Here is a 24,222-nt window from a genome sequence, read left to right as displayed (position 1 = left end):
CATCGGCGTCAAGTTTTTTCAGCGAACGCGGAAGCGTGGAGTTTCCGGCAGGGGGACGGCACAGACATGAGGACCAAGTGGCGTTGCAGCCAGTTCAGCCCGCAGTGTGAACAGTGGTTCTTATCGCGGCTGTCCCCCAGAGTTCACGAAATCGTCAATCCGCAAGCGCAGGATAATCAATATAGCCATGCGGTCCGACGCCACCGTACAACGGCGCATCCTCGAACAGATGATTGAGCGGCGCACCTTCTCGGAAGCGTCGCACGAGGTCCGGATTGCTGATGAATGGCCGGCCGAAGGAAACGATATCCGCGCGGCCGCTTGTAATCGCATCGATCGCCATTTCCTTGGTATAGCCGTTGTTCAGCATCCAGGTTCCCGAATACAGGCGATGCAAGGCTTCGTAATCGAACGGAGCATTGTCACGCGGGCCGCCGGTGTGACCTTCGACCACATGGATGTATATCGGGTGCAGCTTGTCCAGTTCACGCACCACATACTCGAACAACGGCTGCGGCGCGCTCTCCGACGAATCGTTGACCGGAGAAACTGGCGAGATGCGAATACCCGCCCGGTCGGCGCCCACTTCGTTAATGGCCGCTGTCATGACTTCGAGCAGGAAGCGGGCGCGGTTTTCGATACTCCCTCCGTAACGGTCGTTACGCTTGTTCGAGCCATCACGCAGAAACGCGTCAATCAGGTAGCCGTGCGCACCATGGATTTCGACGCCGTCAAATCCCGCCTTGATCGCATTGGCTGATGCGATACGGAAATCGTCGACAATCCCCGCGATTTCTTCGGTCCCGAGCTCGCGGGGCAAGGAAGTGTCTACGTAACCGGCACCCGGCACGTAGGTTTTCGCTTTTGCTGCGATCGCCGACGGTGCGACCGGAGATTGGGCATTGGGCTGGAATGCAGTGTGCGACATGCGGCCGGTGTGCCATAGCTGCACGAAAATGCGGCCGCCGCGATTGTGCACTTCGTCGGTAACTTTTTTCCAGCCGGCGATCTGCTCCGCCGTATGCAGGCCCGGCGTGCTCGCGTATCCCTGGGCGGTGTCGGAGACTTGCGTGGCCTCGGCGATGATGAGGCCGGCGGTGGCGCGCTGAGCATAGTATTCGACTGTCATCGCTCCCGGCACGTTACCGGCTTCTGCGCGGTTGCGTGTCAGTGGAGCCATTGCAATCCGGTTCTTGAGCTGCAGCTTGCCCAGGGCGACCGGTTGGAATAGTACATCTGCGAGGAATTGCTCAGTTTGCTTGCTCATATGCTCCCTACCTGTTGTCAGTTGAGGTGTTGGATCCGACCGCTCAAAGCGGCCGCAATAGGTGATTCAGTACCAGGTTCGTACTCTCGTGCAGCGGGAGAGTCGTCCGCTCGACTTTCATGCGCAAAATCGCGCCTTCCCACACGTCCCATACCAATGCCGCCGTTGCCGCCGCATCCATGTCGTTGCGCACCTCGCCAGCCGCCTGTGCCTCCCGGATCAACTTTGCCAAGGAGATGCGCCAGCCTTCCATGGCCGCTGCCAGCCGTTGCCGGCACAGTTCGCTGGACTCGGCCATCTCTGCGGCAAAATTACCGATGAGGCAGCCCTTCGAGCACATGTTGGATTCGTGGCGCGCGATCAACCGCGCAAATGCATACCGGATTGCCGCCAAGGGCTCGTTCGGCGCGGCACTCATCAATTCTTTCCAGTGCTCGCGAAGCTCCTCTGCGTACTGGTCGATAATCGTTGCCGCGAATACTTCCTTGCTGTTGAAGTGGTTGTAGAACGAGCCTTTAGGCACCCCGGCGAGATCGGTAATTTGCTGGATGCCGGTGGCGTTATACCCATGCGTCAGGAACAGCTCGCGACCGGCGTCGAGAAGCTGGTTGGGTGTATTGGTTTTGCCCGCGATACGTGCCATGCTGAATTATATGACCAGTCGTCTTACGAAGTAAACCTGTTGGCGACCATGTCGGACTTGCAACACTCATCATACTGTTGCCACTACGATAAACACTTGTGTGTATAGCGGGCTAATTCAAGTCTCCTTCATGCACCGTTCCGGCAACGATTCGCCATGCATCGCCGTTTCGGCGGAGTACGTAGTTCAACTCAAAGCGATGCAGTTCCTGCCCCTGGCGGCTGTACCGGATTTCTGTTCCGTTGATCAGGGCCATCCCGTCGTTCGATAGCCTGGCCTCGATCTGCCCGCCACTATAGCTATATCCAAGGATTCGAAGTCTCTCCGCTATTTGTCCGAAGACCCGGACAGCATCTTTTGCGGACGGCACTAGCACGAAACCCGATGCACCGAACAAGATGAACGGCAATTCGCAGCAAACCGCCATTGCCTCAGAGTCAAATGCGGATAGCGATTCGCGATAACGCGAGAATGCTTCCAGCACCCGTTCATTATTGTCGACCATCCGTCCGATCCCCTGCCGTTTTACGTACCGGAGGCTCGCGTGGATCGCGCAAGGACCTGGCCCGGCGGAATAATCCAGATGTCAGCAATCATCCGCCCTCCCTTGCGTTTCGGATCCTGCTTGACGGCGCTAGGTCCTGTTACCAATCTGATTGCCAGGCAACTGCTTGCGCTCGGCTCGGACGCCAAAGCCTTTCCATGACACGACAATAGAGAACACAGCGCCGGCGATAAGGCCCAAGAGCGCCGCGCCCAGCCCGAGGAACGACATCCCAGATACGGTCACGATGAAAGTAATCAAGGCAGGCTCGCGTTTCGTCTCGTCGGACAGAGGGCCGGCAAGGCTCGTCACCAACGTGCTCAGCAGTGCCAGCCCGGTAAGCGTCGCGGTCAGGCCATTCGGCAATAACGAAAACATGGCGAGCACGGACGCGCCGAGAAAGCCGACGCACAGGTAGCCGATTCCGCATACCACGCCCGCAATGTATCGGCGGTGCAGGTCGGGATGACATTCGGGCCCGGCACATATCGCGCCCACGATTGCGGCAGGATTAATTCCCGACGAGCCAAAGAGGGAAAGCGGAATTGACACAATGCCACTCGTACCGACGATTACCCTTGGCGAGAGATGATAACCGGCATTGTTAAGGATCCCGACACCGGTTGCATATTGCGTCAGCGCGAGCAGGAGCAACGGCAAGCCGAGGCCCACCAATGCATCCATGCTGAGGGTTGGAAGCGTCATTACTGGCTTGACGAATGAAAGCTCGGCGAATGGCGCCGGTACCGTCGAAGACGTAAAGGCAAGCAGCATTCCAACAATTAACGACCATGCGACCGCATAGCGTGGGACATACCGCCGGCTAATCAGATACACCAGAACGACGGGGACGACCACCGACGGGAACGCCTGCAATGAATGAAAGATTTTTGCGCAGTACTGGAACAGGACACCGGCGATCATTGCCGACAGCAGATGCGCAGGCAGATATGCCATGAGCCGCGAAAACAGACCGCTTAGCCCAAGGACGGCAATCACGATGGTCAGCACGACATAACATCCAATCACATCGCTGAACGCATACTGCGTCAATCCGGACATCAGGAGCGCGACGCCCGGCGTTGACCAGGCACCAATGACAGGCACTTTATAACGCAAACTGAGCCACAATCCCAGTACGGCACTCCCGACCGATAGCGCCCAGATCCAGGTCGACAGGAGTTCATAGGACAAATTGCCGGCCTTCGCGGCCTGAACGACAATAAGTACGGGGCCGCTGAAGGTCGCGACAAGCGCGATGATCCCCGCGACTGCGGCAGAAACTGAAAAATCCTGCCCTATCTTGCTGAACATGGCGACGCGCCCCTTATTTGAAAACTTGTTCAAGGCCAGAGAATTCCAGTAACGTCTCCGGCGAGATCGATTGTGAAATCTTCTCTGAAAAATAGTTTGCGGCAGATATCACGTCGTCCGGCGCCTTATCCTGAGAGAGCTTGAATCGCCCTTCGATCTCGTGCACCCGAATTCGTACACCCCTTATCGATCCGATCCAGCGCTGGACACGCTGGTCATCGCGCTCTACCCGGAACTTGCTCGGCGTGCTGCGCAAATGCCGCGCGGTTTCAGACAGGATTTCCAGATTCCGTGCGGGATCAGTTTCGACATTCAGGGTTGCACGTGCGTGCACCGCCAGGTAATTCCACGTTGGCAACTGCCGGGTTGCATAAGCCTCCGGGGGAATATACATATTCGGCCCTGAGAAAATCAGGTGAACCGGCAGGTCAACCACGTTGGAAAACTGCGCGTTTGCCGCATCCGCATGCCCCAGCAGTTCGCCATTGCTGTTAGGGCTGGCCCAGAACAACGGAATATGCGAACTCAGCCAATCTCCTCCTACGCATGACGTAATGATCGCAAGCGGAAATTGGTCAACGAATCTTCTGATGAGCTGGTCGTCTGTACTACGATACTGGGAGTAATGAAACATCGTCTTGGGAGTCTTCGTTGTTCGATTCAGTGGAGGGATGCATCGCGGATGCATTCGAAAAGTGCGCAAGAATGGCCTTCACGATGGCAGCAGCGCGCAAGGACAGCAGGCTGAATGAACCGGCGTCGCCCATGCCGTGAGACGACTCGCACAGCCCGTTGAGAAACAACGGGGCATGCCGGCACTCGCGTTCATTCTTGAGCTTCACACGATAATCGATATCAACCGTCATCGCCCCATGCTCCATGTGGAGGTGATCCGACAAATGGCCCAGCAGTTGCGGGTAAGGCTCTTGCTGGGGGCCGTCGCCCAAATCCCTGAACCCGGTCGCCAGTACAACAAGATCAAATGAGTGGTGTTCGACTGCCTTCGTGATGGCATGCTTCAACGTCAGGCATATACCTTCCTGCGTATTCGTCACGCTTGTCACCTGGGTCAGATGTTTCAGTTCGATCTGGCTCTGATTCTGGATTTTTTGTCGATACATCGTGACATACAACGCATCCAACACGTCCCTGTCGGACGCTGAATAGTTGGTAAAAGCCAGTTCCTTGCGCAATCGTGTCTTGTCCGCTTTGGACGCGTTGAAATACGTTTCCACAAAAGACGGAAAGTACACTTCATCGGAAAACGGGCTTGTGTCTTTCAAGCGGAATCCAAAATTCCGGTTGATCCCTGTGATCTTGCCGCCACCGATCCGGCCGCTCGCGTAGAGCAGCAATTCAACTGCCGACTGGCTCCCTCCCAGGATGGCGATCCGGGGCGCTGGTACTCTTTTTTGAACTTCATTGAAGGCGCCCAGAAAACGGGTGAGATGGACAACCCGCTGATCGTCGGCATTCTCGAATTCCGGCGGAATGTGGGGTGTTCTCCCCGGAGCCACAACCAACGAGCCGGCAAATATCTTCCTTCCACCGTTATAGACCACCTCGTATCCGGTTACCGATCCGTTATTCATTACCGGTTGAATCGCCTCGACCTCGCTGTCGTATTCAACCAAATGCGAAAAATGGCTCGCTACCCAGACCACGTATTGTCGGTACTCGATCCTGAGCGGGTGCTGGAGGGGAAGATTGAGGTGTTCAAACAGCCTGTTCTGCTCAAACAGGAAATTGACGAAGGTGTATTTGCTTCGTGGGTTCCTGGGAGTGACCAGGTCTCGTAGCGGATGATTCTGAATATCGGAGTCCGGAAGCATCATCTCGTCCTGCCACCCGGCCGCCGGATTCCGCTCCAGGAACTTGATCTTCAGACCCAATCCAAGCTCTTCTGCGGCGATGGCCAGCGCAATGTTTGCAGGACCGAATCCGATACCAACGACGTCGAACGTGTTCTCGTGAAGTGTGTTTGTCATGGGGATCCTTCAGGCGGCTTCCTGCAGTTGTACGGCTGCAGCGATCGCGGATCCAAGCCGTTCAACAATTTGATCGATTTCGGCGTCGGTGATGATGAGCGGCGGGAGGAAGCGCAACACGGCACCATGTCGCCCCCCTGTTTCTACGATCAATCCGTGCTTGAAGCAGTGCTGCTTGATGACCTTTGCCAGGTGGCCGTCGAGCTCACGCGCGCGGCCTGGCTTATCTGGCGCGGATGCGACGACAATCTCGGCCCCCACCATCAGTCCGCGTCCCCTGATCTCGCCAATACATGCAAAGTCTCGCTTCAGCTGTTCCAATCCGTTTTTCAGGCGTTCGCCCTTCTGGACTGCAGCAGCAGAAAGATTGTTTTCTCTGATGTACTGCATCGTTGCAGCGCCGGACACGAGTGCAATCTGGTTTCCGCGGAACGTGCCGGCATGGGCACCAGGCGCCCATTTGTCATACCGCTTGTGATAAGCAATGGCGGCCAACGGGAATCCGCCACCCAGTGCCTTCGACATGACGATCGCGTCCGGGACAATGCCCGATTCTTCATGTGCGAACATATGTCCGGTGCGTCCAAATCCGGTTTGCACCTCGTCGATCACCAGCGGGATATTGTGTGTCTCTGTGATTGCACGCAGCCGTCGCAACCATTCCGGCGACGCGGGGATGCATCCGCCCTCTCCCTGTATCGCCTCAAGGATAACCAGTGCCGGCTTCGTTATTCCGCTTTCCGGATCGCCAAGAACGTTCTCAAGATAGTTGAGGGAAATCTGTTCACCTTCCCGCCCTCCGATTCCGAAGGGGCAACGAGCGCTATGGGGGTACGCGAAGAAGTGTGTCTCGGATGTCAGGCCCGAGATGGACGCTTTGGGACCGAGGTTGCCCATCAGCGACAATGCGCCAAGCGTCATGCCGTGATAGGCGCCATGAAACGCGAACACGCTCCGCCGCCCCGTGACCGTCTTGAACAGCTTGATCACCGCCTCAACGGCATCGGATCCTGTCGGACCACAGAACTGGATGCGGGCGTTTTCGGCCAGGGCGGGCGGGAGCGCGAGCATCAGTTGCTCCATGAAATCATGCTTGGCAACCGTTGGAATGTCGAGCCCTTGCAAAATGTGCCCGGAGCCGAGGAAGGCCGCGACTTTCTCCATGACGAACGGATGATTATGTCCAAGCGGTAGCGCGCCGGCGCAAGCCAACGCATCGATATATTCACGCTGTTCGACATCCCAGATCTTTGAAAACATGCCACGGGCCATGACTTTGTTGAACGTCCTGGCATATGTGCGCGCGTTCGACTCCCTGCTTTCAATAAACCGAAGTGCGTCGGCGTGTGCTTCAGTGGAAAAAGGCCTCATAGGAATATTCTTGTAAGTGGTTATATTTCACGCTGCCGTGGCAACAGCCTGGCCGCCTGATATTTCGGCGCGTTTCTTCTCTCCGAGCGCTTTCACCCAGCGACGATAGGCGACGCCCAGACGGTCGCTGGTGACGTGCATCTCTTCCGAGATATCCAAAGGCATACTGAACGGCCGCTGGGCTTCGACGATCCAGCGATCCTGCTCGCCGAAGACGATCGCCTGTCGTTCATGAATCTTCTTTTCGTCAATGTCTTTGCCGTAGTTGAAGCTGACGACCAGCCAGAAGATGGCCCGATCTTCATCGACCGGCGTCAGTGCACACCAGGTGAACCAGTGATCGTTCGGCCCAGTCTGCTTGTCTGAATACGCTACAGTCGGCGACAGGCAGTAATAGTGGTAGCGGACGGAGAGTGGAATACCGCGCGCATCCGCGTAGGGCTGGACAACAGTGAACTCCGTCGTCTGCAACTCATCTTCTTTTTCGATGACCTTGTAATGGATCGTGGTGTCCGGCTCATCGCCACGGCCGTTGATCCCCGGATGGACATGTGGGAAGTGGGACGCGTCCATGAAGTTGTCGAGACAGCGAAGCGCGTTCGCGTTGTAGAAATAGGGTCCTGCGTGGACCTTTCGATATTCGTCGTCATCCCAGCGAGGGATGCGGGGCACATCGGATTGAGGCGTACCAATGGAGACCCATACGAAGCCATATTTTTCGACCGCCCGGTACTGTTGCACGACGCTTTTTGCTGGCGTTTCCTGGTCCGGGTGCGCGGGAACGTGAACGCATTTTCCGGCGTCGTTGAAGTGCCAACCGTGGTACGGGCATACGATTTTGCAGTTCTGCACCTTGCCGAGGGACAAAGGTGCGCCGCGATGTGCGCAGTAATCCTTCCATGCATTGACCTGTCCGCCTTCCGAACGCCAAAGCACGATTTTTTCGCCGAGCAGCGTGATCGGAACGGGTTTTCCTTCGGGCACCTCCTTTGATTCAATCACTACGTGCCATTGATCGACGAGTGCCAAATAGTCCAACGCATTCCGGTCCCATTTGCCGTCGTAGATTTTTGCAAACATTGGCATGACCATGCCGGGCCCCTTTCTGTAGTTGTATTTTTATCAATGCAAAACCTGCGAGATTGTAGGTGTCGCTTGCATGTTTGACAACGCGACAGTTGTGTTTTCACAAACGCCACAGAAAAGGCGCTGCGCAAGATAAAAATCAGCGCGCGGAGAAGTTGCACAGCGACCGTGACGGCGCGAAACGAAATGGATCGGAAAGCTGAGTCGGGTAGAGCGAAAGCCGTCACAACTGCATGCCGCGCAATGCCGGAGGCGTCGAAAAAGAGGGGAACTTTGGATAGCTGAAGGAGCAACATGATATTGCCGGCCGCAACGCGAACGGCAATATCATGCGATGAAGCAGGTGTACTTCGGTCGGGCTTACTGCGCCGTCTCCGCCCCGCCCGGATGCGCGATCAAATCACGATAGGCATGCCAGGTTGCGTGCCCGACCAGTGGCGCCGTCACCAGTAGAGGGATGAAGGACAACAGCAGGCTCGCGCCGACAAGCGCGACAATCAATGCTGCCCACAGATATAGCGGAATGGCGTTCTTCCACAAGGCGCGTACGCTCGTGAACAGCGCGATCATTGTGTCAGTATTCCTGTCCAGCATGAGGGGCACGGAAACGACTGATATCGCGAATGCGATGGAGGCGAAAATAAAGCCGACACCGAACCAGACGATGACAAACGGAATATTCGTCATCGAGAAGATCTGGAAAATGACGCCTTGCATCGTCGGGAAATCCCGGGTGGAGAACAGGGCGAAAATCACGACCGACACGCGCGCCCATATCACCATCAGGAAAGTCAGGATCGCCGCAAAGAAGCCAATGGAGGCCGGGTTTTCCTTCCAGCAGAACATGGAAGCGGTCAAGCCCGGCTTCTCCCCGAGTTCGCGCTGGCGGGACAGCCAGTAGATGCCGCAGAACAGGAATGGCCCGACAAGGAAGAATCCGGCCGTCAGTCCCATTGTCAGTTGCCAGCGGGTCTCATACATCCCCATGATTGCGAAGCCCATCAGCATGAACATCAGTCCGTAGAAAGAGGCGCGTAACCGCGTCGCCTTCATGTCTCCGAGACCGGCTGCAAGCCAGCGGAACGGAGCGTCCATGCCGATGGACCGGACTTCCGGCATCAACGAGGAGTCGGAAGTTTCCCCTGGAGCGGTTGGAGTGGACGGCGTGGTATGGGCAATGTCTGACATGGCGGCCTCCTTTGTGTCTGTCATTGTTTACAGATTCTCTCCATGGACTCTGAGAGCCAGACCGATAAATGTCAATTCGCAGCGCAAAAAAAGGCGCTGGCGATCACCTCACCGCATAGCGCCGTGGCTTGTACGCGTCAGGTCTGTTCAACGTGAGGAAACCACACGGATACCACGGTCCCCTGCCCGTCCGGAAGCGTGGACACCGACACATGGGCGCCATGCTGATCCGCGATCTCCCTGACGATTGCCAGGCCGAGGCCGGCGCCGAAACCTGATTTGCCCGGCAATCGATAGTAGGGCGCAAAGATGTTCTCGACTTCGCTTTGTGGGATCGGCGCGCCATTATTGGCGACCTCCAGGACCACGTGGCCATCCGAAGCGTAGACGGCGACATCGATCTCTCCCTCGGGGCTGCCGTGGCGGGAAGCATTGTCGATCAGATTTTGCAACAGGCGCTGCGATTTGGCGCGGTCCCCGAGGACCGAACAGTGCCCCTGCACAGACAAGCCGATCGACTGGCCTCGCTCCTCCAGCAGCGGTTCCTGCATGGCGACGACTTCCCGGCACATGTCGTCGAGTGACAAGTTTTCATGCGCCGTGGCGCTTGTTTCCGACGTGATGCGGCTGAAGGACAGCAACTGCTCGGCAAGGTTCGTAGTCCGCCGCAACGCAACCACCGCTTCCGCAAGACAGCCTTCGCGTTCCTGAATCGAGTCGGCCTTCAGTGCGTTCTGCACATGGAGCTGAAGCGCCGCCAACGGTGTTCGGATCTCATGCGCCGCGGCATCGATGAAACGTTGCTCGCGTTCGAAAGCGGCGTTTACCCGCGTCAGCAAGGCGTTGAGTTCGTCGACGATCGGAACCAGTTCCTTGGGCATTGTCGGCAGCTCAATCGGCGCCAGAGATCCCGGTTCGCGGCTCGCAATACGTGCGGCAAGGCTCTTGAGGGGCCGCATGTTATAGAGCAGGACAATGTTGACCGCTGCGACCAGGAGCACGGCCCCGATCAAGAGCGGCATGAGGATGGACATGCCCAGTTCCCGGATCATTTCCTGTCGTACCTCGTCCTTCTCGGCAGCGAGAATCCAAACCCGACCTGACTTCAGCACAAATACCTGCCAGACTTCTTCTCCGAGGCTGTATTTGCCAAATCCCGCCCGCAGCGGACTGACCGCGCGATCGGGCGCGGATGCCGAACGGGCGAGCAATACGCCCTGCTCGTCCCGGACCTGGAACGCGATTTTGTTCTCGTAAGGATGTCCACTGGCTTGCGCCTTCCCGCCGCGCGCATGTTCGAGCTCCGGTGGAAGCGTGATGATGATCGGACTTGGCGTGGTAGCGATGCCAAGTTGCCGCGCCACCAGCGCTTCCAGCACCCGGGCAGAGGTTGCAAGGCGCGCGCTGAAAATTTCGTCGGATTCATGCTTGGCCGCGAGATACGCTGCAATGCCCATTCCACCGAGGATGAGAACAAGGCAGGCAAGCGTCCAGCCTGCCAGTCGGCGCCGCATTGAATAGCGGCGTCGGTTCATGCGCCCGCCCTGCCGAACCGGTATCCGACACCGCGCACGGTCTTGATGACGTCCGGCGTGATCTTGCGACGCAAGTGGTGCACATAGACGTCGATCGCATTGCTTTCGATGCCCTCGCCCCAGCCATAGAGAGACTCTTCCAGCTGGGCGCGCGTGAACACCGTCTTCGGATTTTCAATCAGGCGCCGCAGCAGCATGAACTCGCGCGCGGGCAGATCAAGCTCCCTGCCCTGCCATTGCACGGTGAGCGTCCCGAGATCGAGCATGATCCCTCCCGCCTGCAACTGGTTGACGGTCTGGCCGCTTTGCCGTCGTTCCAGCACGCGTATCCGGGCAAGCAGTTCATCCAGCTCGAACGGCTTGACGACGTAGTCGTCCGCGCCGTGGTCCAGTCCTTCGACGCGGTGCCTGGTGCTGTCGCGCGCGGACAGGATCAGCACTGGCAAGGCGCCGCCGTTGCGTCTCAGTGCCTTGAGAACGTCAATGCCGTCCAGCCCCGGCAAACCGAGGTCGAGAATGACGAGATCGAAAGCGCGGTCGGCGCACGCCCGCGACGCGCCCCTGCCGTCGGCGACATGCTCGACAACGTAGTGCGCCTTTTCCAGCGCACGTTTGAGCCCGGAAGCCAGCGACGCATCATCTTCGACGAGCAGAATTCTCACATTCCTTCCTTCGGAAGATCGATCTGCCCATTATTTGCGCTTCTCCGCGATTTTTTCAAGCAGCTCCGCTGCCTCGCGCCGGCGCCCCTCATCCGCCACCCTTCGCCCGGGCCGTGGCGGCGCCGTCATTGCCTTTTTCAACGCACGTTCCGCGCCGTCAAGGTCACCCTTGCGGTAAAGAAAGTCGCCGTAGAAGTAGTTCGGATCAATGCCGTCCGGATTGATCGACAGACCCTTCCTGAGGTATTCGAAGGCTTTCTTGTCGTCGCCGAATCCCAGCGGCCATCCGGGAACCTGGTAGTACAGCGACCCAAGGCTGGTATAGGCCGAACCCGACAAGGCCTCCGGATTGATCTCAAGCGCCTGTTCAAAGTCCTGTTTCGCCGCCTTGACCAGCGACAGCGCGCCCAAGCCGCCCTTTGCTCCCGCGTGACTCGCAGCGACGATGCCGTGCCAGATCAGCACTTCCGCGCGGCGCGGATTCTGCACCACGAGCGATTCCGCCTCGGCCGACAGGCGAGCGAACTCGCGTTCCTGTTCCGGGGGCGGCGTCTGATATTTCACCCGTTCCCATTCCTGCTGCAGGCGGCTTACGTCGTCCATGACACCGGAAAACGCCATCGGTAAAGCGGAAAGCGCTGTGGCGAGAATGGCAATCGTTCCAAAGTGAGTACGCATGGTGACCTCGTTGAATGGGAATTATTTGGGCATATGCTTGCGAATGACCGGCAACTGGGCGCGAATGGCTCTGTCCGGCATCGCCGGTAGCAGGCTGTTGACGAATGCGAAGAATGTTTCCTTGGCGCCGATCTTGGTTTCCCAATGGCGTCCTGCGAGAAAGTGCTGGAATTGGGACGCAACCATTTCGGGCGAGTCTTCGACTGTCCGGAGGTCGCGATTGAGCGCAACCACGCGTTCACTGTTGATGCCGGTGCGGGTGGCGCGGGGAACGAAATGGCGGGCGTCCACACCGGTATCCGCGAGCTCGCGGCGCAGCGCCTGGGTGAACGCGCGCAGACCGGCCTTGCTCGCGCCGTAGGCGCTGAAGCCGGGATACCCGATGAACCCGAACAGGGATCCCACATTGATGATCTGAGATGGCGCGGCTGCTTGCAGGAGCGGAAGGACCGCCCTGCTAAGCAGCATTGGCGCCACCAAGTTCGTGTCGACCAGCGACCGGATGGCAACAGGATCCTGTGTCTCGAATGCATGAAAATCACAGACGCCGGCATTGTTGACCAGCAGATTGAGCCCACCAAGCGACCGTGCCAGCTGCACGATCGCATCCAGGGTCGCCGCCTGGGTCAGGTCCCCGGCGACGACATGCGTGTTCGCGCCGAGGGATCGTTGCAGCGCACGGAGCGCGTCTTCGTTGCGCCCGACAAGGATGAGCCACTGCGCATGCGCCGCCAGGCCGCGCGCGATTGCGCTGCCGATACCACCTGCCGATCCCGTAACAATCGCCCGGATGGCTCGTGTAGGGTCCGTACGATTCATGTCACGCCTCGGCACGAAGAAGCGCTGTCCTGTTCGGAAGGCTTCGGAAGATGTCGCCGTACAGCGTGTAGAAGACACGTGCGCACTGCACGACGGCGGCCTTGTCCTCGTCTGTCGAGAGCCGGTTGACCAGTCCTTCAAAGAAACGCACATGCTCCAGGTCAAGCGAGCCATGCGAGTTCAAGTAAGTAAACCCAGCTGCCGGGAGCCCGAGCGCGACCTGGAGGGTGTTTGCGGCGTTTGTCGCCAATGCCGTACTCGTTCCCTCGAGCACATGCACCATGCCGAGAAAGCCGACAGGGTTCCTGCGATCAACCTGGTGGTAGGCATAGGCCACCATCACGTCGGTGCTGATGTGTGGGCTGGACGCCCTTACCTTTTGCGGATCACCGCCACAGGCTTCAATATCGGACAGGATCCATTCCTCGTGCCCGATCTCCTCTTCGATATACTCCGCGATCGCGCGCCGCAGCCACTCATGGCCAGGGCCGAGGCGGCTGCCGCAGGCCATCAGGAGGGGGACGGTGTGCCGCACGTGATGATAGGCCTGCCCGAGGAAGGCGAGATATTGGGCGGTGACGATGTCGCCGCGGAGCGCATCCTGGATCACAGGGACGGAAAACAGGCGTTCCCGTTCGGGCCGCGTGGATTCGAGCAGGACTTCATAAAACCGCATGTCAGACTCCCTCTGGTGGGTAAAGATGTTCGATCTGCTGCGCAAAACGCCGTGCAATCGTGTCCCGCCTCGGCCGGCCGTTCGGCGTCATCAGGCCGTCGTGCGCAGTCAATGGCTCGGTACGGAACCAGCCCCGTACCTGCACGTAGTCCGGCAGAAGGCGGTTGACGCGCTCGACCGCTGCAGCCAGGGCGGAATCGGGAATATCGGGAGTGGCTGGCACGATCGCGGCAACGAGGTACGGCCTGGAGTCGCCGAATACGACCGCCTGTGCGATCGGCCCCGCCCCCGCCAATGCCGCCTCGGGCCATTCCGGACTCACGTTGCGGCCGTATGCGGTAATGAGGACATTCTTCTTGCGTCCGTCGACATGGAGGAAGCCGTCTTCGTCGAGTTTTCCGAGGTCGCCCGTCCGAATCCATTCGTCCGCCACGAAAGACGCGCCGAGGTAGTGCACGCCCCGCTTTGCCCTCACCTCGATTTCGCCATCGTCAGCGATTCGCACCTGCCGGTTGGCGAGCGGCTTGCCCGTGCTTCCGACACGGTCGTCGCGCGGCGTGTTCACCGTGACGACGGAACAGCACTCGGAAAGACCGTAGCCTTCGTACGCGGGAATGCCTTTGCTGCGTGCAGCAAGAATCAAGGCAGGCGGGACCCGGGCGCCGCCGACCGCGACGTATTTCAGGCTGCGTGTGCGGCGATCATTCATTGTGCAGGCGGCAGTCAATGCTGCCAGCATTTGCGGAAGAACGATAATGCTCTCGGCCCGATGGCGGGCAATGGCGTCAAGACAGGCCACCGGATCAAATGCCGACGATCCGGTCAGGCCAACGGCAGCGAGAGGGACGCATATGTTTGTCGCGGCCGATTGCATGGCCGTATAAACCCCAGCGACGTTCTCCAGGAGAACGGGCAACGGCAGCAGGTTGAGATGACGGCGAATCCCGAGCGGCTGCAGGGACTCGCGCAGGGCGCGCGCGACTTCCCACTGCTGTTCCATATCGAGGCAGACGCCTTTCGGGGTGGAGGTCGTTCCCGAGGTGAATGTCAGCTTGTTGACCGCATCCAGCGCGGCCCAGGGTTGCAACGTCGTGCTCTCGAAAAGCCCGAGTTTTCCATTGCACGGCGCCCTGGATGGAAAGCCGAGCGAATGGGCGAGGCCGGGATCCGAACAGAACAGTGCGTGTACAGAGGCGGTCTCCAGGACGTGCGCCAACTGGGCTCCGGAAAAGAATGTCGGGAGCGGCACGAACGGCACCTGCAGGTCGGCCGCGGCCATGTCGAGGGCAATCCAGTCGGGCGAATTGTCCGCCAGCACTGCTACCGGAGTTCCGGGAGCCGTCCGCGACAAGAGTGCGTGCCTGTACTGCGCGATCCGCTCCGCAAGCGCTCCACCGGACAGCGCCTCGCCTGCTCCGTTTGTCAGGCAAAAGGCTTTTGGGATTTCACTTGACCAGTTGATCATGCCCGCTCCGGATATCGCCGAACATCACCTGGGGTTTGGTGACGTAGTACGAGCCCCAGCTCGCTCCCTTGTCCGGCAGCCGCACGGGGTCTGCATCCACCAGGACGACCGGCACCAGACCGAGGCGATTGAAGGAATTCAGGAGACTTCGGGTCGCCGTGAAGGCGACCCAGGAAAGCCCTTGTTCGTGCAGGAAGCGTGTCATGCACGCGATCAGCGTTCTCGCCGCGCCAACATGTGTGGCGGCAAGGTTACCCACCTCCACGACCGAAGTGCGCGCCACCGGGAGGCCGGTTCTGCAGGCAATTTCCCGCTCGATCGGCGCGTCCAGGTAGTGTTCCAGGAAGGCGGACGCATCGTCGAGCAATGAGTAGCCCAATGCTGCCACCCAGCGCCCATGTTGATCCTTGCAGCCGACCAGTACCTGGCAAAAGTGTTTCAACTCCGCGCCGTACTGGCGCCTGAACGCATCGGCAACAAAAGTCTCGACTTCCCTCCGCTCGTGGTGCGAAACGGGAACCTGCAGCATGGTAAACGCCGGCAGCCCGTCCGCGCCGTCGCCAACACACGGCTTTTCTTCCAGGAATGAAAGTGGATGCGTCACGAATTGGCTTCCCGTTCATTTTTGACGAGAAACAGAGTAACGACGGAAGATTAACGCCGGATTAATCGGCGGGATGATTCGCGCAGGACATGCGGACACGGTATTGCGCAAGGCGACGCGATTTCGCCGCGCGTGTTGGAAGTGCCGACGAAAGTGAGATCGGGGGACGAACTTTCCGCCGCGGACTTCGTCAGTTTAATTATCGCAATGGCAGCGACATTTGCTGAGCAATGGACTTGCCGGATGTCATCGGTGTGCTAAAACGGAAGTTCAGGCGAGTGTTTCACGCCTGCCATCGTGTACCCGGCGGAACTTCGCCTCATACAAACCCGATTGATGGCCATGACACTTACCCAATACACACTTCTCGCCTCGTCCGGCGTCGGACTGATCGTCGCGTCCTTCCTGAGCCTGATTGTCGGCGCGCTTGTGCTCGCGGGCACGCTGTTCGCGACAGGGGCCCTCCTTGTCCTGGGTGCGGCCGTGGGGGCACTCTGGTTCAGCGGCCCCTGGCCCAAACCCGTCGGCCAGGACCGGGCGGTGGTCATACGGTTGCGCTAATACCTCTCCTCAGCGGAGCGAATGCGCCGGAGACACGGCACCAGCACCGTGTCTCCGCGTTTCTGACGCCTTATTTCACGACAGCGATCTGATCCCGCTTGCCGCCCTTGAAGGTGTACAGGGTCAAGGTCCCGTTTTTCATGTCGCCGTTGGCATCGAAGGCGATGTTGCCGATGACGCCCTTGTAGTTGATCTTCGCCAGTTCCGGCAAGTACTTTGCCGGCTCGACCGAATTGGCCTTCTTCATGGATTCGGCCAGGATCATCACGGCGTCATAGGTGTACGGCGAATAGATTTGCACATCGGCGTTGAACTTCTTCTTGAAGGCCGCGCGAAAATCCTCCATGCCCTTCTTCTGGGCCTCTTCCACGCCGCCCGCCTCGGCGCATACCACCTGGCCGTCGATCAATGCGTCTCCCGCCAGTTTGGGCAGGGTTTCAGAACAGATGCCGTCGCCGCCGATGAACTTGGCGTTGATGCCCAGCGTCTTCATCTGGCGCAGCATCGGGCCGGCTACCGCGTCGACGCCGCCGAAGAACACGGTGTCCGGCTTTTTGGCCTTGATGGCGGTCAGAATCGCGTTGAAGTCGGTGGCCTTGTCGTTGGTGTACTGCTGAGCAACGATCTCGACGCCCTTCGATTTCACGCTCTTCATGAATTCCTGAGCCAGGCCCTGGCCGTACGCCGTGCGGTCGTCAATGACGGCCACCTTCTTTGCCTTGAGCTGTTCGGCGGCATAACGTCCCAGTGCGCTGCCGAGCTGGCTGTCGTTGGCCACGACGCGGAAAGCGGTCTTGAAGCCTTGCTGCGTGTACTTCGGATTGGTCGCCGAGGGCGAAATCTGCGGGATGCCGGCGTCGTTGTAGATTCGCGAAGCCGGAATGGTGGTGCCGGAGTTCAAGTGGCCGACCACGCCGTTGACCTTGGCGTCGACCAGCTTCTGTGCAGCCGCAGTACCCTGCTTGGGATCGGCCGCGTCGTCTTCCGCCATCAGTTCGAACTTGACCTTCTTGCCGCCGATGGTCAGGCCCTTGGCGTTGAGTTCGTCGATCGCCATGCGGGCGCCGTTTTCATTGTCCTTCCCGAGGTGTGCGATTCCGCCGGAAATCGGGCCGACGTGGCCGATCTTGACCACTTCCTGCGCCGATGCGGAGACTGCAAAGGCAAGCGCGACCGCGCCCGTCAACGGGATCATTTTTGTCTTGAACTGCATGTTTCTAACTCCTGCTACTGAATTAACGTGAATTCCGGCTGTCGCGCCAATCGGGCGACAGCCACGGAATGTTTGAAAGATCGCTTACGCGCTCTGGAATTGCAGTGGAACGCATCCTCGCGTATCGAATGCCCGCTTCACCGTGCCTGCAATCATGTCGGCGGTGACGGCGGACAAGGTCCAGCCAAGATGGCCGTGACCGGTGTTGTAGAACACGTTTGCAGACCGGCCGCGACCGACGCGAGGCATCATGCTCGGCATCATCGGACGCAATCCCGCCCATGGCACCACCTGCCTTGTGTTCACATCCGGGAAGCACTGGTTGACCCAGTCGACAAGCGGGCGGATGCGGTCCGCGCGGATGTCCTTGTTGTAGCCGTTGAATTCGGCTGTACCGGCGACACGGAACCGGTCGATACCAAGCCGGCTCGTAACGAGCTTGGTTTCATCGTCAAGCAGGCTGACCGTGGGTGCGGCTTCCTGACTTTGCTTGTCCAGCAGGTTCACAGTAATGGAATAACCTTTGACGGGGTAGATGTTAACACGATCACCCAACTGTGCTGCAAATGCACGGCTGCTTACCCCCGCACAAACGACCAGTCCGTCGAACCGGTGGGTCTGCGATGTGCCCGATGTGCCGCCGCTGGTGGTGACGCTCGCGGTTTCGTCATCGCTTTGAAGGGCAAGCACATCCTGTCCGTAGAAACAGCGTACGCCGAGGCGCTCAATCGCATTGGCCAGGCCCACCGTAAATTTGTGGATGTCGCCGGTGGAATCGCTCTCTGTGTAGTACCCGCCATAATAGTTGCCTGCCAGCGTCGGTTCGATCGCGCGCATTTCAGCCGGGGTGACTGCACGGCGCGGGAGCCCACCGGCGGCCAGGAGCTTGGAGACTTCCCCGGCATGGTCGAAACCCTTCTTGTCGCGGTAGATGTGCAGGATGCCCTCTTTCTTGAGGTCGAAATCAACGCCTTCCGCGGCCGCCCAGGCAAAGAGATGCTCGCGCGCGGCAACTGCCATGCGTGCGGTTTCCACGGTGTTCTGGCGGTATTGCGGAATATTGGCGATGAACTCCGCGAACCATGACAGCTTGTGCCAGCTCGGCGTCGGATTGACCAGCAGCGGCGCGTCGCTTTTCAGCATCCACTTCAGGCCTTTGAGGATGGTGCTCCAGTGCGTCCAGACCTCCGCATTGGACGCGGAGAGTTGCCCGCCGTTGGCGAACGACGTCTCCATGGCGGCGTAGCGGTGTTTTTCGAACAGGCTGACGGTAAAGCCGCGCTTGGCGAGGGCGTAAGCGGTCGTGACGCCGGTGATGCCGCCGCCGATAACTGCGATGGATTTCATGAGTGCAAGCTCCAAACAGGTCATGGGGTTGAGGCACGTGCGCGGTATGCGCAACGTACGCCCCCTCTGTTTGGTACCTGAGAGATTCACGCCAGCGGAACGTGGCGCTTGCTCCTGCGGTGTGCCGGGTGACGACGTCCGGCAACTCTTCAGAGTGTATTGATTCGATCGGTCCTTTTGCCTGAGAGTTTCCGGGGCGGTTGCTCCTTCGGCGCCGCCGGATTGACTCTCCCGGCGTTCTCTCCCGATCGAAGTTCGGTGGTTAGCCGAATTCGTGTAACTGGATTTCCATAAAGACTACCATGTTTTAATCTCGTGCGAAACCGTCACGCCCCTCTTTGACTGATCTGCTCGGCAAGCCAGCCGCAAAAATCCTGCTGCATCTCATCCGTCAACAGGTGGCCGGCGGAATATTCCCGGTACTGCACACGCAGTCCCAGGCGTGAAACCAGCGATTGCGCGTCGCGGGCGTACTGAATACCGAGCTTGTCGTCATGGATGCCGTGCGAAATGAATGCCCGCACATGACGCAGCGAAGCGGGATTCGCCATCCGGGCAGCGATTTCCGGCAGCACGCGCCCGCTCATCACGGCGAAGCCGGCAACCCGTTCCGGCGCTGTCAGCGCCACGCTGGCGCTCATGATTCCTCCCTGGCTGAAACCGCCAATCCAAATGCGGCGCCGGTCGATACCGTAAGCGGCGGGCAGGCCGTCGATGAATGTGATCAGCGCCTCGCGCGCACGTTCTGCCTGTGCAGCATCGATCACAGGACCTCCCGGCGTGAAACGCACCGGAAACCAGCCGAAGCGCGCAGCGCCCATCTCGAGTGGCCCGCGCGCCACGAGGACGGTCAGGCGAGGATCCAGTTGCCGCGCAAGGTCGGTGAGATGCACTTCATTGGCGCCAACGCCGTGCAGGAGAATCAGGCACGGCGATCCGCTCTCGCTGGCAACGGAAGGCGTACGAACCCGGTGCGCCAGGCCAAGCGAGGATCCCGGCATCAAATCATCAAGTGTGTCCGTCATGAAGCAGCTGTCTCTTCTCAGTCGGCTTTGATGTTGCGCGACCGGATGACCTCGGTCCAACGCGGAATTTCCGATCCGAGATATTTCGCAAGCTCCTCGGGAGTGGAGCCCACAGGTTCTGCGCCGAGTTGTGAAAAGCGCTTGGCGACATCCGGATGCTTGATGGCTTTAACGATTTCCGCATTGAGTTTATCCACCACCGGACGCGGTGTCTTGGCGGGAACGAAGACGGCATACCAGCCGTTGAGCTCGTATCCCTTCAAACCCGCTTCGTTCAGCGTGGGAACATTGGGCAGGACGCTCGAGCGCTTCGTCGTCGTCACGGCGAGCGCCTTGAGTCGGCCGGAATCGATATGCGGCTTGGCCGACGACACGGAGTCGAACATCATATCCACCTGCCGGCCGAGAAGATCAGTCATCGCTGGCGCGCTGCCTTTGTACGGCACGTGCATGATGTCGACACCCGCCATCGCATTGAACAGCTCGGCGCCGAGATGGATTGTCGTGCCGTTCCCGGCCGAGGCATACGTCAGCTTTCCGGGTTGCGCCTTGGCGGTTGCGATAAGCTCGCTGACGTTGTTCGCCTTCACACCGGGTCCGACCACCAGCACATTGGGTACGATGGCCACGAGGCTCACCGGTTCGAAACTCTTGACCGGATCGTAGGACAGCTTGGGATAGAGCGCCGGATTCACCGCATGTCCGATCGAGACGATCATCATCGTATGGCCGTCCGGCTCGGATTTCGCCACCAATGCCGAGCCGATGGTGCCGCCCGCCCCCGGACGGTTCTCGATGACCACCGGCTGCCCGAGGTTCTGCGCAAGACGTTCGCCGATGGCACGCGCCATGCTGTCCATTGCCCCCCCTGGCGTAAATGGCACGACCCATTTGATTGGACGATTCGGGAAGTTGTCGTTGGCTGCGGCGCTGAATGCGGCGCACATCAGCACGCCGGTGGAAAAAATCTTGGCAAACGCTTTCATGCTATCTCCAGTAGGTAGAGGAATCTGCTCAGGCGATCGACGATGGATGTTTTGCCAGCGGCGTCACCTTGATTTTCATAAAGGGGAACAAGGGCAATCCGGACAAGACTGCGTGCAGCTCGTCATTGGACTCGACATCGAACACGCTGTAATTCGCATACTCCCCCACCACCCTGTACAGGTGGACCCACTTCCCGCTGCGCTGCAACTCCTGCGAGTACGCTTTCTCTCGCGCCTTGATATCGTCCACGGCATGCGGCGCGATGTCGCGCGGAATGTCTACATCCATCCGTACCAGAAACAACATGGTTTTCTCCTTAGTGCTTTCTGCTGTAATGCGACAGCTTGTCCTCGTCAAGGTCCAGGCCGAGGCCGGGCGATTCGGGCAAGGCAAGTTCGAAATTCACGATATCCGGGCGTTTGATCACGATGTCGTCCTTCAGCAGCAATGGGCCAAACAGCTCCGTGCCCCACTCCAGCGTTTCGCATGCAGCGAATGCATGAGCCGAGGCGATGCTGCCGATACTTCCTTCCAGGAGCGTGCCGCCGTAGCACCCAATGCCAGCCGAATCCGCGACGGCGGCCGTGCGCAGGACGCCGAGCGGCCCGCCCGATTTCCCGATCTTCAGTGCGACGATGTCGGCGGCCTCATCACGTGCGTAATCGAACATGTCGGAGGCAGAGTGGACCGCTTCGTCCGCCATCATCGGTACGTCGAAGCGCTGCGCAAGACGTGCCAGGCCGCGGCGGTTTGCCCGTGCGATGGGTTGTTCGACGAGCATGACGCCGGCGGCTTCCAGTTCGGGAATGAAACGGTAGGCGGTGGCCTCGCTCCACGCCTGGTTGACGTCGACCGTCAATTCCGCCCGGTCGCCCAGCGCCGCCTTGATGGCCGCAACATGCGCCACGTCGTCCCGGGGATCGCGCTTTCCGATCTTCAGCTTGAACACCTTGTGACGGCGCAGCTCCAGCATCTGCTCCGCTTCCGCGATATCGCGCGCGCTGTCGCCGCTGGCGAGCGTCCACAGCACGGAAACCGACTGGCGCACGGCACCGCCGAGAAGCTGGTGCATGGGTACCCCCAGGCGCTTTCCCTGCGCGTCGAGCAAGGCGGTTTCGAGCGCAGACTTGGCGAGCGCATTGCCCTGAACCGATTTCCCGACGCGCGCCATCACGGCATTGGGACTGCGTGCATCCATGCCAACGACGAGCGGCGCCACATACTGGTCGAGCGTCAGCTTGATCGATTCCGGGCTCTGGTCGCCATAGGCCAGTCCGCCGATGGTCGTCGCCTCGCCAATGCCCTCAATGCCGTCGGCGCACTTCACGCGCAGGATGACCAGCGTCTGCGTGCGCATGGTCGTCATTGCGAGCCGGTGTTCGCGTATGGTCGGAAGGTCGACGATCACGGATGCGAGCGATGTGATGGCAACAGGTTTGGTGTTAGAGTCCATGTGATCAGAATGTGCATTCGGGATGAGTGGATGTTAGGAGCAGCGTCGTGATGCGTCCAATATCATTTCCGTCCTGCGCCATACTCAGGAGGTATCGATGGAACTGCGGCAACTGCGCTACTTCGAAGTGCTCGGGCGTACCCTCAATTTCACGCGTGCGGCCGAGCAGCTGCATATCGCCCAACCGCCGCTGTCGCGCCAGATCCGTCAACTGGAAGAGGAACTCGGCGCGGAACTGATCGACCGCGACGCACGGCCGCTCGCGCTGACCAAGGCCGGCGTGTTCTTTCTGGAGCAATGCACGCAGGTGCTGGCAAGGCTTGATGAGGTCCGCACGGCGACGCGCCGCATCAGTGCCGGCCAACGGCGCTGGTTCGGCATCGGCTTCGTGCCGTCGGCGCTTTACGGCTTTCTTCCTGGCTTGATCCGGGCCTTCCGTGAGGAGAGCGAAGGCGTCGAAGTAGTGCTCTCGGAGATGACCTCCATCCAGCAGGCGGAGGCGCTGAAGGCGGGCCGCATCGATGCCGGTTTCGGCCGTCTCCCGCTGGACGATCCGCAACTGGTATGCGAAGTGATTGCACAGGAGCCGCTGGCCGTTGCACTGCCCTGCAATCATCCGCTGGCCGAAGCGAGCAGTATTACGCTGGCCATGCTCGCCTCCGAGCCGTTCATCCTGTACCCGGCGCGTCCGCGTCCGAGCTATGCAGACCAGGTGCTGCAGCAGTTTCGCCTGCGAGGCCTGAGCCTGAAAAACGTCATGGACGCCAATGAAATGCAGACGGCGATCGGACTCGTCGCGGCGGGGCTGGGCATCACCCTGGTGCCGGGCTCGGTGCAGCGTCTGCAGCGTGACGATATCGTCTACCGTCCCCTGCACGAGAATGACGTGACATCCCCGGTCATCATGAATACGCGGACCGGCGATGCCACTCCGGATCTGCAACGGTTTATCGACGCTGCGCGAATGCACGCGGCGTCATCTTCCGCCATCCCGCGTACGCGCTAGGTCTGCCGCTTCAGGAAAGCCAGCACAGCCGCCGTGAATCGTACGGGCTGTTGCAGGTTGGATATGTGAGCTGCTTCGAGCTCCACGTACTGTGCGCCAGGAATGGTGGCGGCAAGATAGGCGGCATCCGACGGCGGGGTCGGAACGTCGCCGCTGCCGGCGATGACCAGTGTCGGCGCAGTGATGTGCCGGACTTCTTCACGCAGGTCGGCGTCGCGCACCGCGCAGCAGTTGGCGGCATATCCTTCGGCATCAGTCGCAACAAGCATGCGGCGCAGTCCGGTGACGAGATCGGCATGTCCCTCGGCAAAGTCGGGCGTCAGCCAGCGCGTCACGACCGCATCGGCGATGGCGCCCATTCCCTCTGCGCGCACCTTCTCCGCGCGCGCCGTCCAGTTACCAGGCGGGCCGATGAACGCGGCGGTGTTGCACAGCACGAGACGGTCGATACGCTCCGGAAAATCGAGTGCCAGACGCATGCCGGTTATTCCGCCCAGCGAAAGACCGCAAAAATGCGCCTTTGCAATACCCAAGTGATCCAGCAATCCGACGACGTCGGCAGCGAGGATCGACATCGTATAAGGGCCGGGCGGCACGCCGGACTGGCCATGCCCCCGCGTGTCATAGCGCAACACCTGGAAATGTTCGCTCAGCGCTTCGGCTTGCGGCGCCCACATTTCCAGGCTCGTACCCAACGAGTTCGACAGGACGAGCACGGACTTGCCCGGCTCGCCATCGATGCGATAGTAAATTCGGGTATTACCCAATTCGGCAACAGGCATGATTTCCT

The 24,222-nt window shown here is 59.6% G+C and carries 25 protein-coding genes and 1 riboswitch; of the genes, 2 read left to right on the top strand and 23 right to left on the bottom strand.

The genetic code is table 11. From position 1 onward, the window contains the following. Positions 1–154: 154 nt before the first annotated feature. The 16 genes from ACNOHI_RS23655 to ACNOHI_RS23580 form a co-directional block, all read right to left on the bottom strand. Positions 155–1,267, bottom strand: coding sequence for an alkene reductase (locus ACNOHI_RS23655; protein ID WP_420477181.1), 1,113 nt, complete (start codon positions 1,265–1,267; stop codon positions 155–157). A 43-nt stretch (positions 1,268–1,310) separates the two neighbouring features. Continuing rightward, positions 1,311–1,910, bottom strand: coding sequence for a TetR family transcriptional regulator C-terminal domain-containing protein (locus ACNOHI_RS23650; RefSeq protein ID WP_420477180.1), 600 nt, complete (start codon positions 1,908–1,910; stop codon positions 1,311–1,313). 112 nt (positions 1,911–2,022) lie between these two features. Then, the gene (locus tag ACNOHI_RS23645) at positions 2,023–2,415 is read right to left on the bottom strand and encodes a hypothetical protein (protein ID WP_420477179.1); all 393 of its coding nucleotides are present in this window, start codon (positions 2,413–2,415) and stop codon (positions 2,023–2,025) included. A 129-nt stretch (positions 2,416–2,544) separates the two neighbouring features. After that, complete coding sequence (locus tag ACNOHI_RS23640; RefSeq protein ID WP_420477178.1) at positions 2,545–3,801, bottom strand: benzoate/H(+) symporter BenE family transporter; 1,257 nt, start codon at positions 3,799–3,801, stop codon at positions 2,545–2,547. Beyond that, positions 3,782–4,402: an FMN-binding negative transcriptional regulator gene (locus ACNOHI_RS23635; protein ID WP_420477177.1), complete on the bottom strand. Its 621-nt coding sequence runs from the start codon at positions 4,400–4,402 to the stop codon at positions 3,782–3,784. The genes ACNOHI_RS23640 and ACNOHI_RS23635 overlap by 20 nt, the downstream gene beginning before the upstream one ends. After that, positions 4,377–5,756 (bottom strand): SidA/IucD/PvdA family monooxygenase, encoded by a 1,380-nt coding sequence (locus ACNOHI_RS23630; RefSeq protein WP_420477176.1) that lies wholly within the window; start codon positions 5,754–5,756, stop codon positions 4,377–4,379. Before ACNOHI_RS23630 ends, ACNOHI_RS23635 begins: the two co-directional genes overlap by 26 nt. A gap of 9 nt (positions 5,757–5,765) precedes the next feature. Next, a complete protein-coding gene (locus ACNOHI_RS23625; protein ID WP_420477175.1) occupies positions 5,766–7,127 on the bottom strand; it encodes a diaminobutyrate--2-oxoglutarate transaminase family protein in 1,362 nt (453 codons plus the stop codon). Between the two features lie 27 nt (positions 7,128–7,154). Further along, a complete protein-coding gene (locus ACNOHI_RS23620) occupies positions 7,155–8,219 on the bottom strand; it encodes a Rieske 2Fe-2S domain-containing protein (protein WP_420477174.1) in 1,065 nt (354 codons plus the stop codon). A 354-nt stretch (positions 8,220–8,573) separates the two neighbouring features. Next, entirely contained in the window at positions 8,574–9,401 is an 828-nt protein-coding gene (locus ACNOHI_RS23615) for a DUF2189 domain-containing protein (RefSeq protein ID WP_420477173.1), read from the bottom strand. A 137-nt stretch (positions 9,402–9,538) separates the two neighbouring features. Beyond that, positions 9,539–10,936 (bottom strand): sensor histidine kinase, encoded by a 1,398-nt coding sequence (locus ACNOHI_RS23610; protein ID WP_420477172.1) that lies wholly within the window; start codon positions 10,934–10,936, stop codon positions 9,539–9,541. Continuing rightward, on the bottom strand, positions 10,933–11,598 hold the full coding sequence (locus ACNOHI_RS23605) for a response regulator transcription factor (protein WP_420477171.1): 666 nt from the start codon (positions 11,596–11,598) through the stop codon (positions 10,933–10,935). The genes ACNOHI_RS23610 and ACNOHI_RS23605 overlap by 4 nt, the downstream gene beginning before the upstream one ends. 30 nt (positions 11,599–11,628) lie before the next feature. Continuing rightward, a complete protein-coding gene (locus tag ACNOHI_RS23600; protein ID WP_420477170.1) occupies positions 11,629–12,276 on the bottom strand; it encodes a hypothetical protein in 648 nt (215 codons plus the stop codon). A gap of 21 nt (positions 12,277–12,297) precedes the next feature. Beyond that, positions 12,298–13,095 (bottom strand): SDR family oxidoreductase, encoded by a 798-nt coding sequence (locus ACNOHI_RS23595; protein WP_420477169.1) that lies wholly within the window; start codon positions 13,093–13,095, stop codon positions 12,298–12,300. 1 nt (position 13,096) lies between these two features. After that, the gene (locus ACNOHI_RS23590; RefSeq protein WP_420477168.1) at positions 13,097–13,771 is read right to left on the bottom strand and encodes a TenA family transcriptional regulator; all 675 of its coding nucleotides are present in this window, start codon (positions 13,769–13,771) and stop codon (positions 13,097–13,099) included. Position 13,772: 1 nt separating this feature from the next. Continuing rightward, positions 13,773–15,236, bottom strand: a complete 1,464-nt coding sequence (locus ACNOHI_RS23585) for an AMP-binding protein (RefSeq protein WP_420477167.1) — start codon at positions 15,234–15,236, stop codon at positions 13,773–13,775. Continuing rightward, positions 15,217–15,840, bottom strand: coding sequence for a thermostable hemolysin (locus tag ACNOHI_RS23580; protein ID WP_420477166.1), 624 nt, complete (start codon positions 15,838–15,840; stop codon positions 15,217–15,219). Before ACNOHI_RS23580 ends, ACNOHI_RS23585 begins: the two co-directional genes overlap by 20 nt. Positions 15,841–16,182: 342 nt before the next feature. Here ACNOHI_RS23580 and ACNOHI_RS23575 point away from each other — a divergent pair, with 342 nt between their 5' ends. Next, positions 16,183–16,401, top strand: coding sequence for a hypothetical protein (locus tag ACNOHI_RS23575; protein WP_420477165.1), 219 nt, complete (start codon positions 16,183–16,185; stop codon positions 16,399–16,401). A 70-nt stretch (positions 16,402–16,471) separates the two neighbouring features. Here ACNOHI_RS23575 and ACNOHI_RS23570 read toward each other — a convergent pair whose 3' ends face one another. From ACNOHI_RS23570 to ACNOHI_RS23545, 6 genes are all read right to left on the bottom strand, one after another. Continuing rightward, positions 16,472–17,614 carry a branched-chain amino acid ABC transporter substrate-binding protein gene (locus ACNOHI_RS23570; protein ID WP_420477164.1) on the bottom strand — a complete coding sequence of 381 codons (1,143 nt, stop codon included), beginning with the start codon at positions 17,612–17,614 and terminating at the stop codon, positions 16,472–16,474. 84 nt (positions 17,615–17,698) lie between these two features. Further along, positions 17,699–18,961 carry a D-amino acid dehydrogenase gene (locus ACNOHI_RS23565; protein WP_420477163.1) on the bottom strand — a complete coding sequence of 421 codons (1,263 nt, stop codon included), beginning with the start codon at positions 18,959–18,961 and terminating at the stop codon, positions 17,699–17,701. A 159-nt stretch (positions 18,962–19,120) separates the two neighbouring features. After that, positions 19,121–19,218: riboswitch (glycine riboswitch) on the bottom strand. A 69-nt stretch (positions 19,219–19,287) separates the two neighbouring features. Next, the gene (locus ACNOHI_RS23560) at positions 19,288–19,986 is read right to left on the bottom strand and encodes an alpha/beta hydrolase (RefSeq protein WP_420477162.1); all 699 of its coding nucleotides are present in this window, start codon (positions 19,984–19,986) and stop codon (positions 19,288–19,290) included. Positions 19,987–20,003: 17 nt separating this feature from the next. Then, positions 20,004–20,972, bottom strand: a complete 969-nt coding sequence (locus ACNOHI_RS23555; protein WP_420477161.1) for a tripartite tricarboxylate transporter substrate binding protein — start codon at positions 20,970–20,972, stop codon at positions 20,004–20,006. Positions 20,973–21,000: 28 nt separating this feature from the next. Next, the gene (catC, locus tag ACNOHI_RS23550) at positions 21,001–21,279 is read right to left on the bottom strand and encodes a muconolactone Delta-isomerase (protein ID WP_420477160.1); all 279 of its coding nucleotides are present in this window, start codon (positions 21,277–21,279) and stop codon (positions 21,001–21,003) included. A 10-nt stretch (positions 21,280–21,289) separates the two neighbouring features. Next, a complete protein-coding gene (locus ACNOHI_RS23545) occupies positions 21,290–22,426 on the bottom strand; it encodes a muconate/chloromuconate family cycloisomerase (protein WP_420477159.1) in 1,137 nt (378 codons plus the stop codon). 97 nt (positions 22,427–22,523) lie between these two features. Between ACNOHI_RS23545 and ACNOHI_RS23540 the strand changes: the two genes are divergently transcribed. Beyond that, positions 22,524–23,432, top strand: a complete 909-nt coding sequence (locus tag ACNOHI_RS23540) for a LysR family transcriptional regulator (RefSeq protein WP_420477158.1) — start codon at positions 22,524–22,526, stop codon at positions 23,430–23,432. On the opposite strand, the gene pcaD is transcribed toward ACNOHI_RS23540, so the two are convergent. Then, a complete protein-coding gene (gene pcaD, locus ACNOHI_RS23535; RefSeq protein WP_420477157.1) occupies positions 23,429–24,214 on the bottom strand; it encodes a 3-oxoadipate enol-lactonase in 786 nt (261 codons plus the stop codon). The genes ACNOHI_RS23540 and pcaD overlap by 4 nt on opposite strands. Positions 24,215–24,222: the final 8 nt, after the last annotated feature.

It is taken from the genome of Noviherbaspirillum sp. ST9 (assembly GCF_048799745.1).
Taxonomy (GTDB): Bacteria; Pseudomonadota; Gammaproteobacteria; order Burkholderiales; family Burkholderiaceae_D; genus Noviherbaspirillum.
The sequence above is the reverse complement of the archived record's forward strand: the minus strand, read 5'-3'. Positions and strand labels throughout refer to the sequence as shown.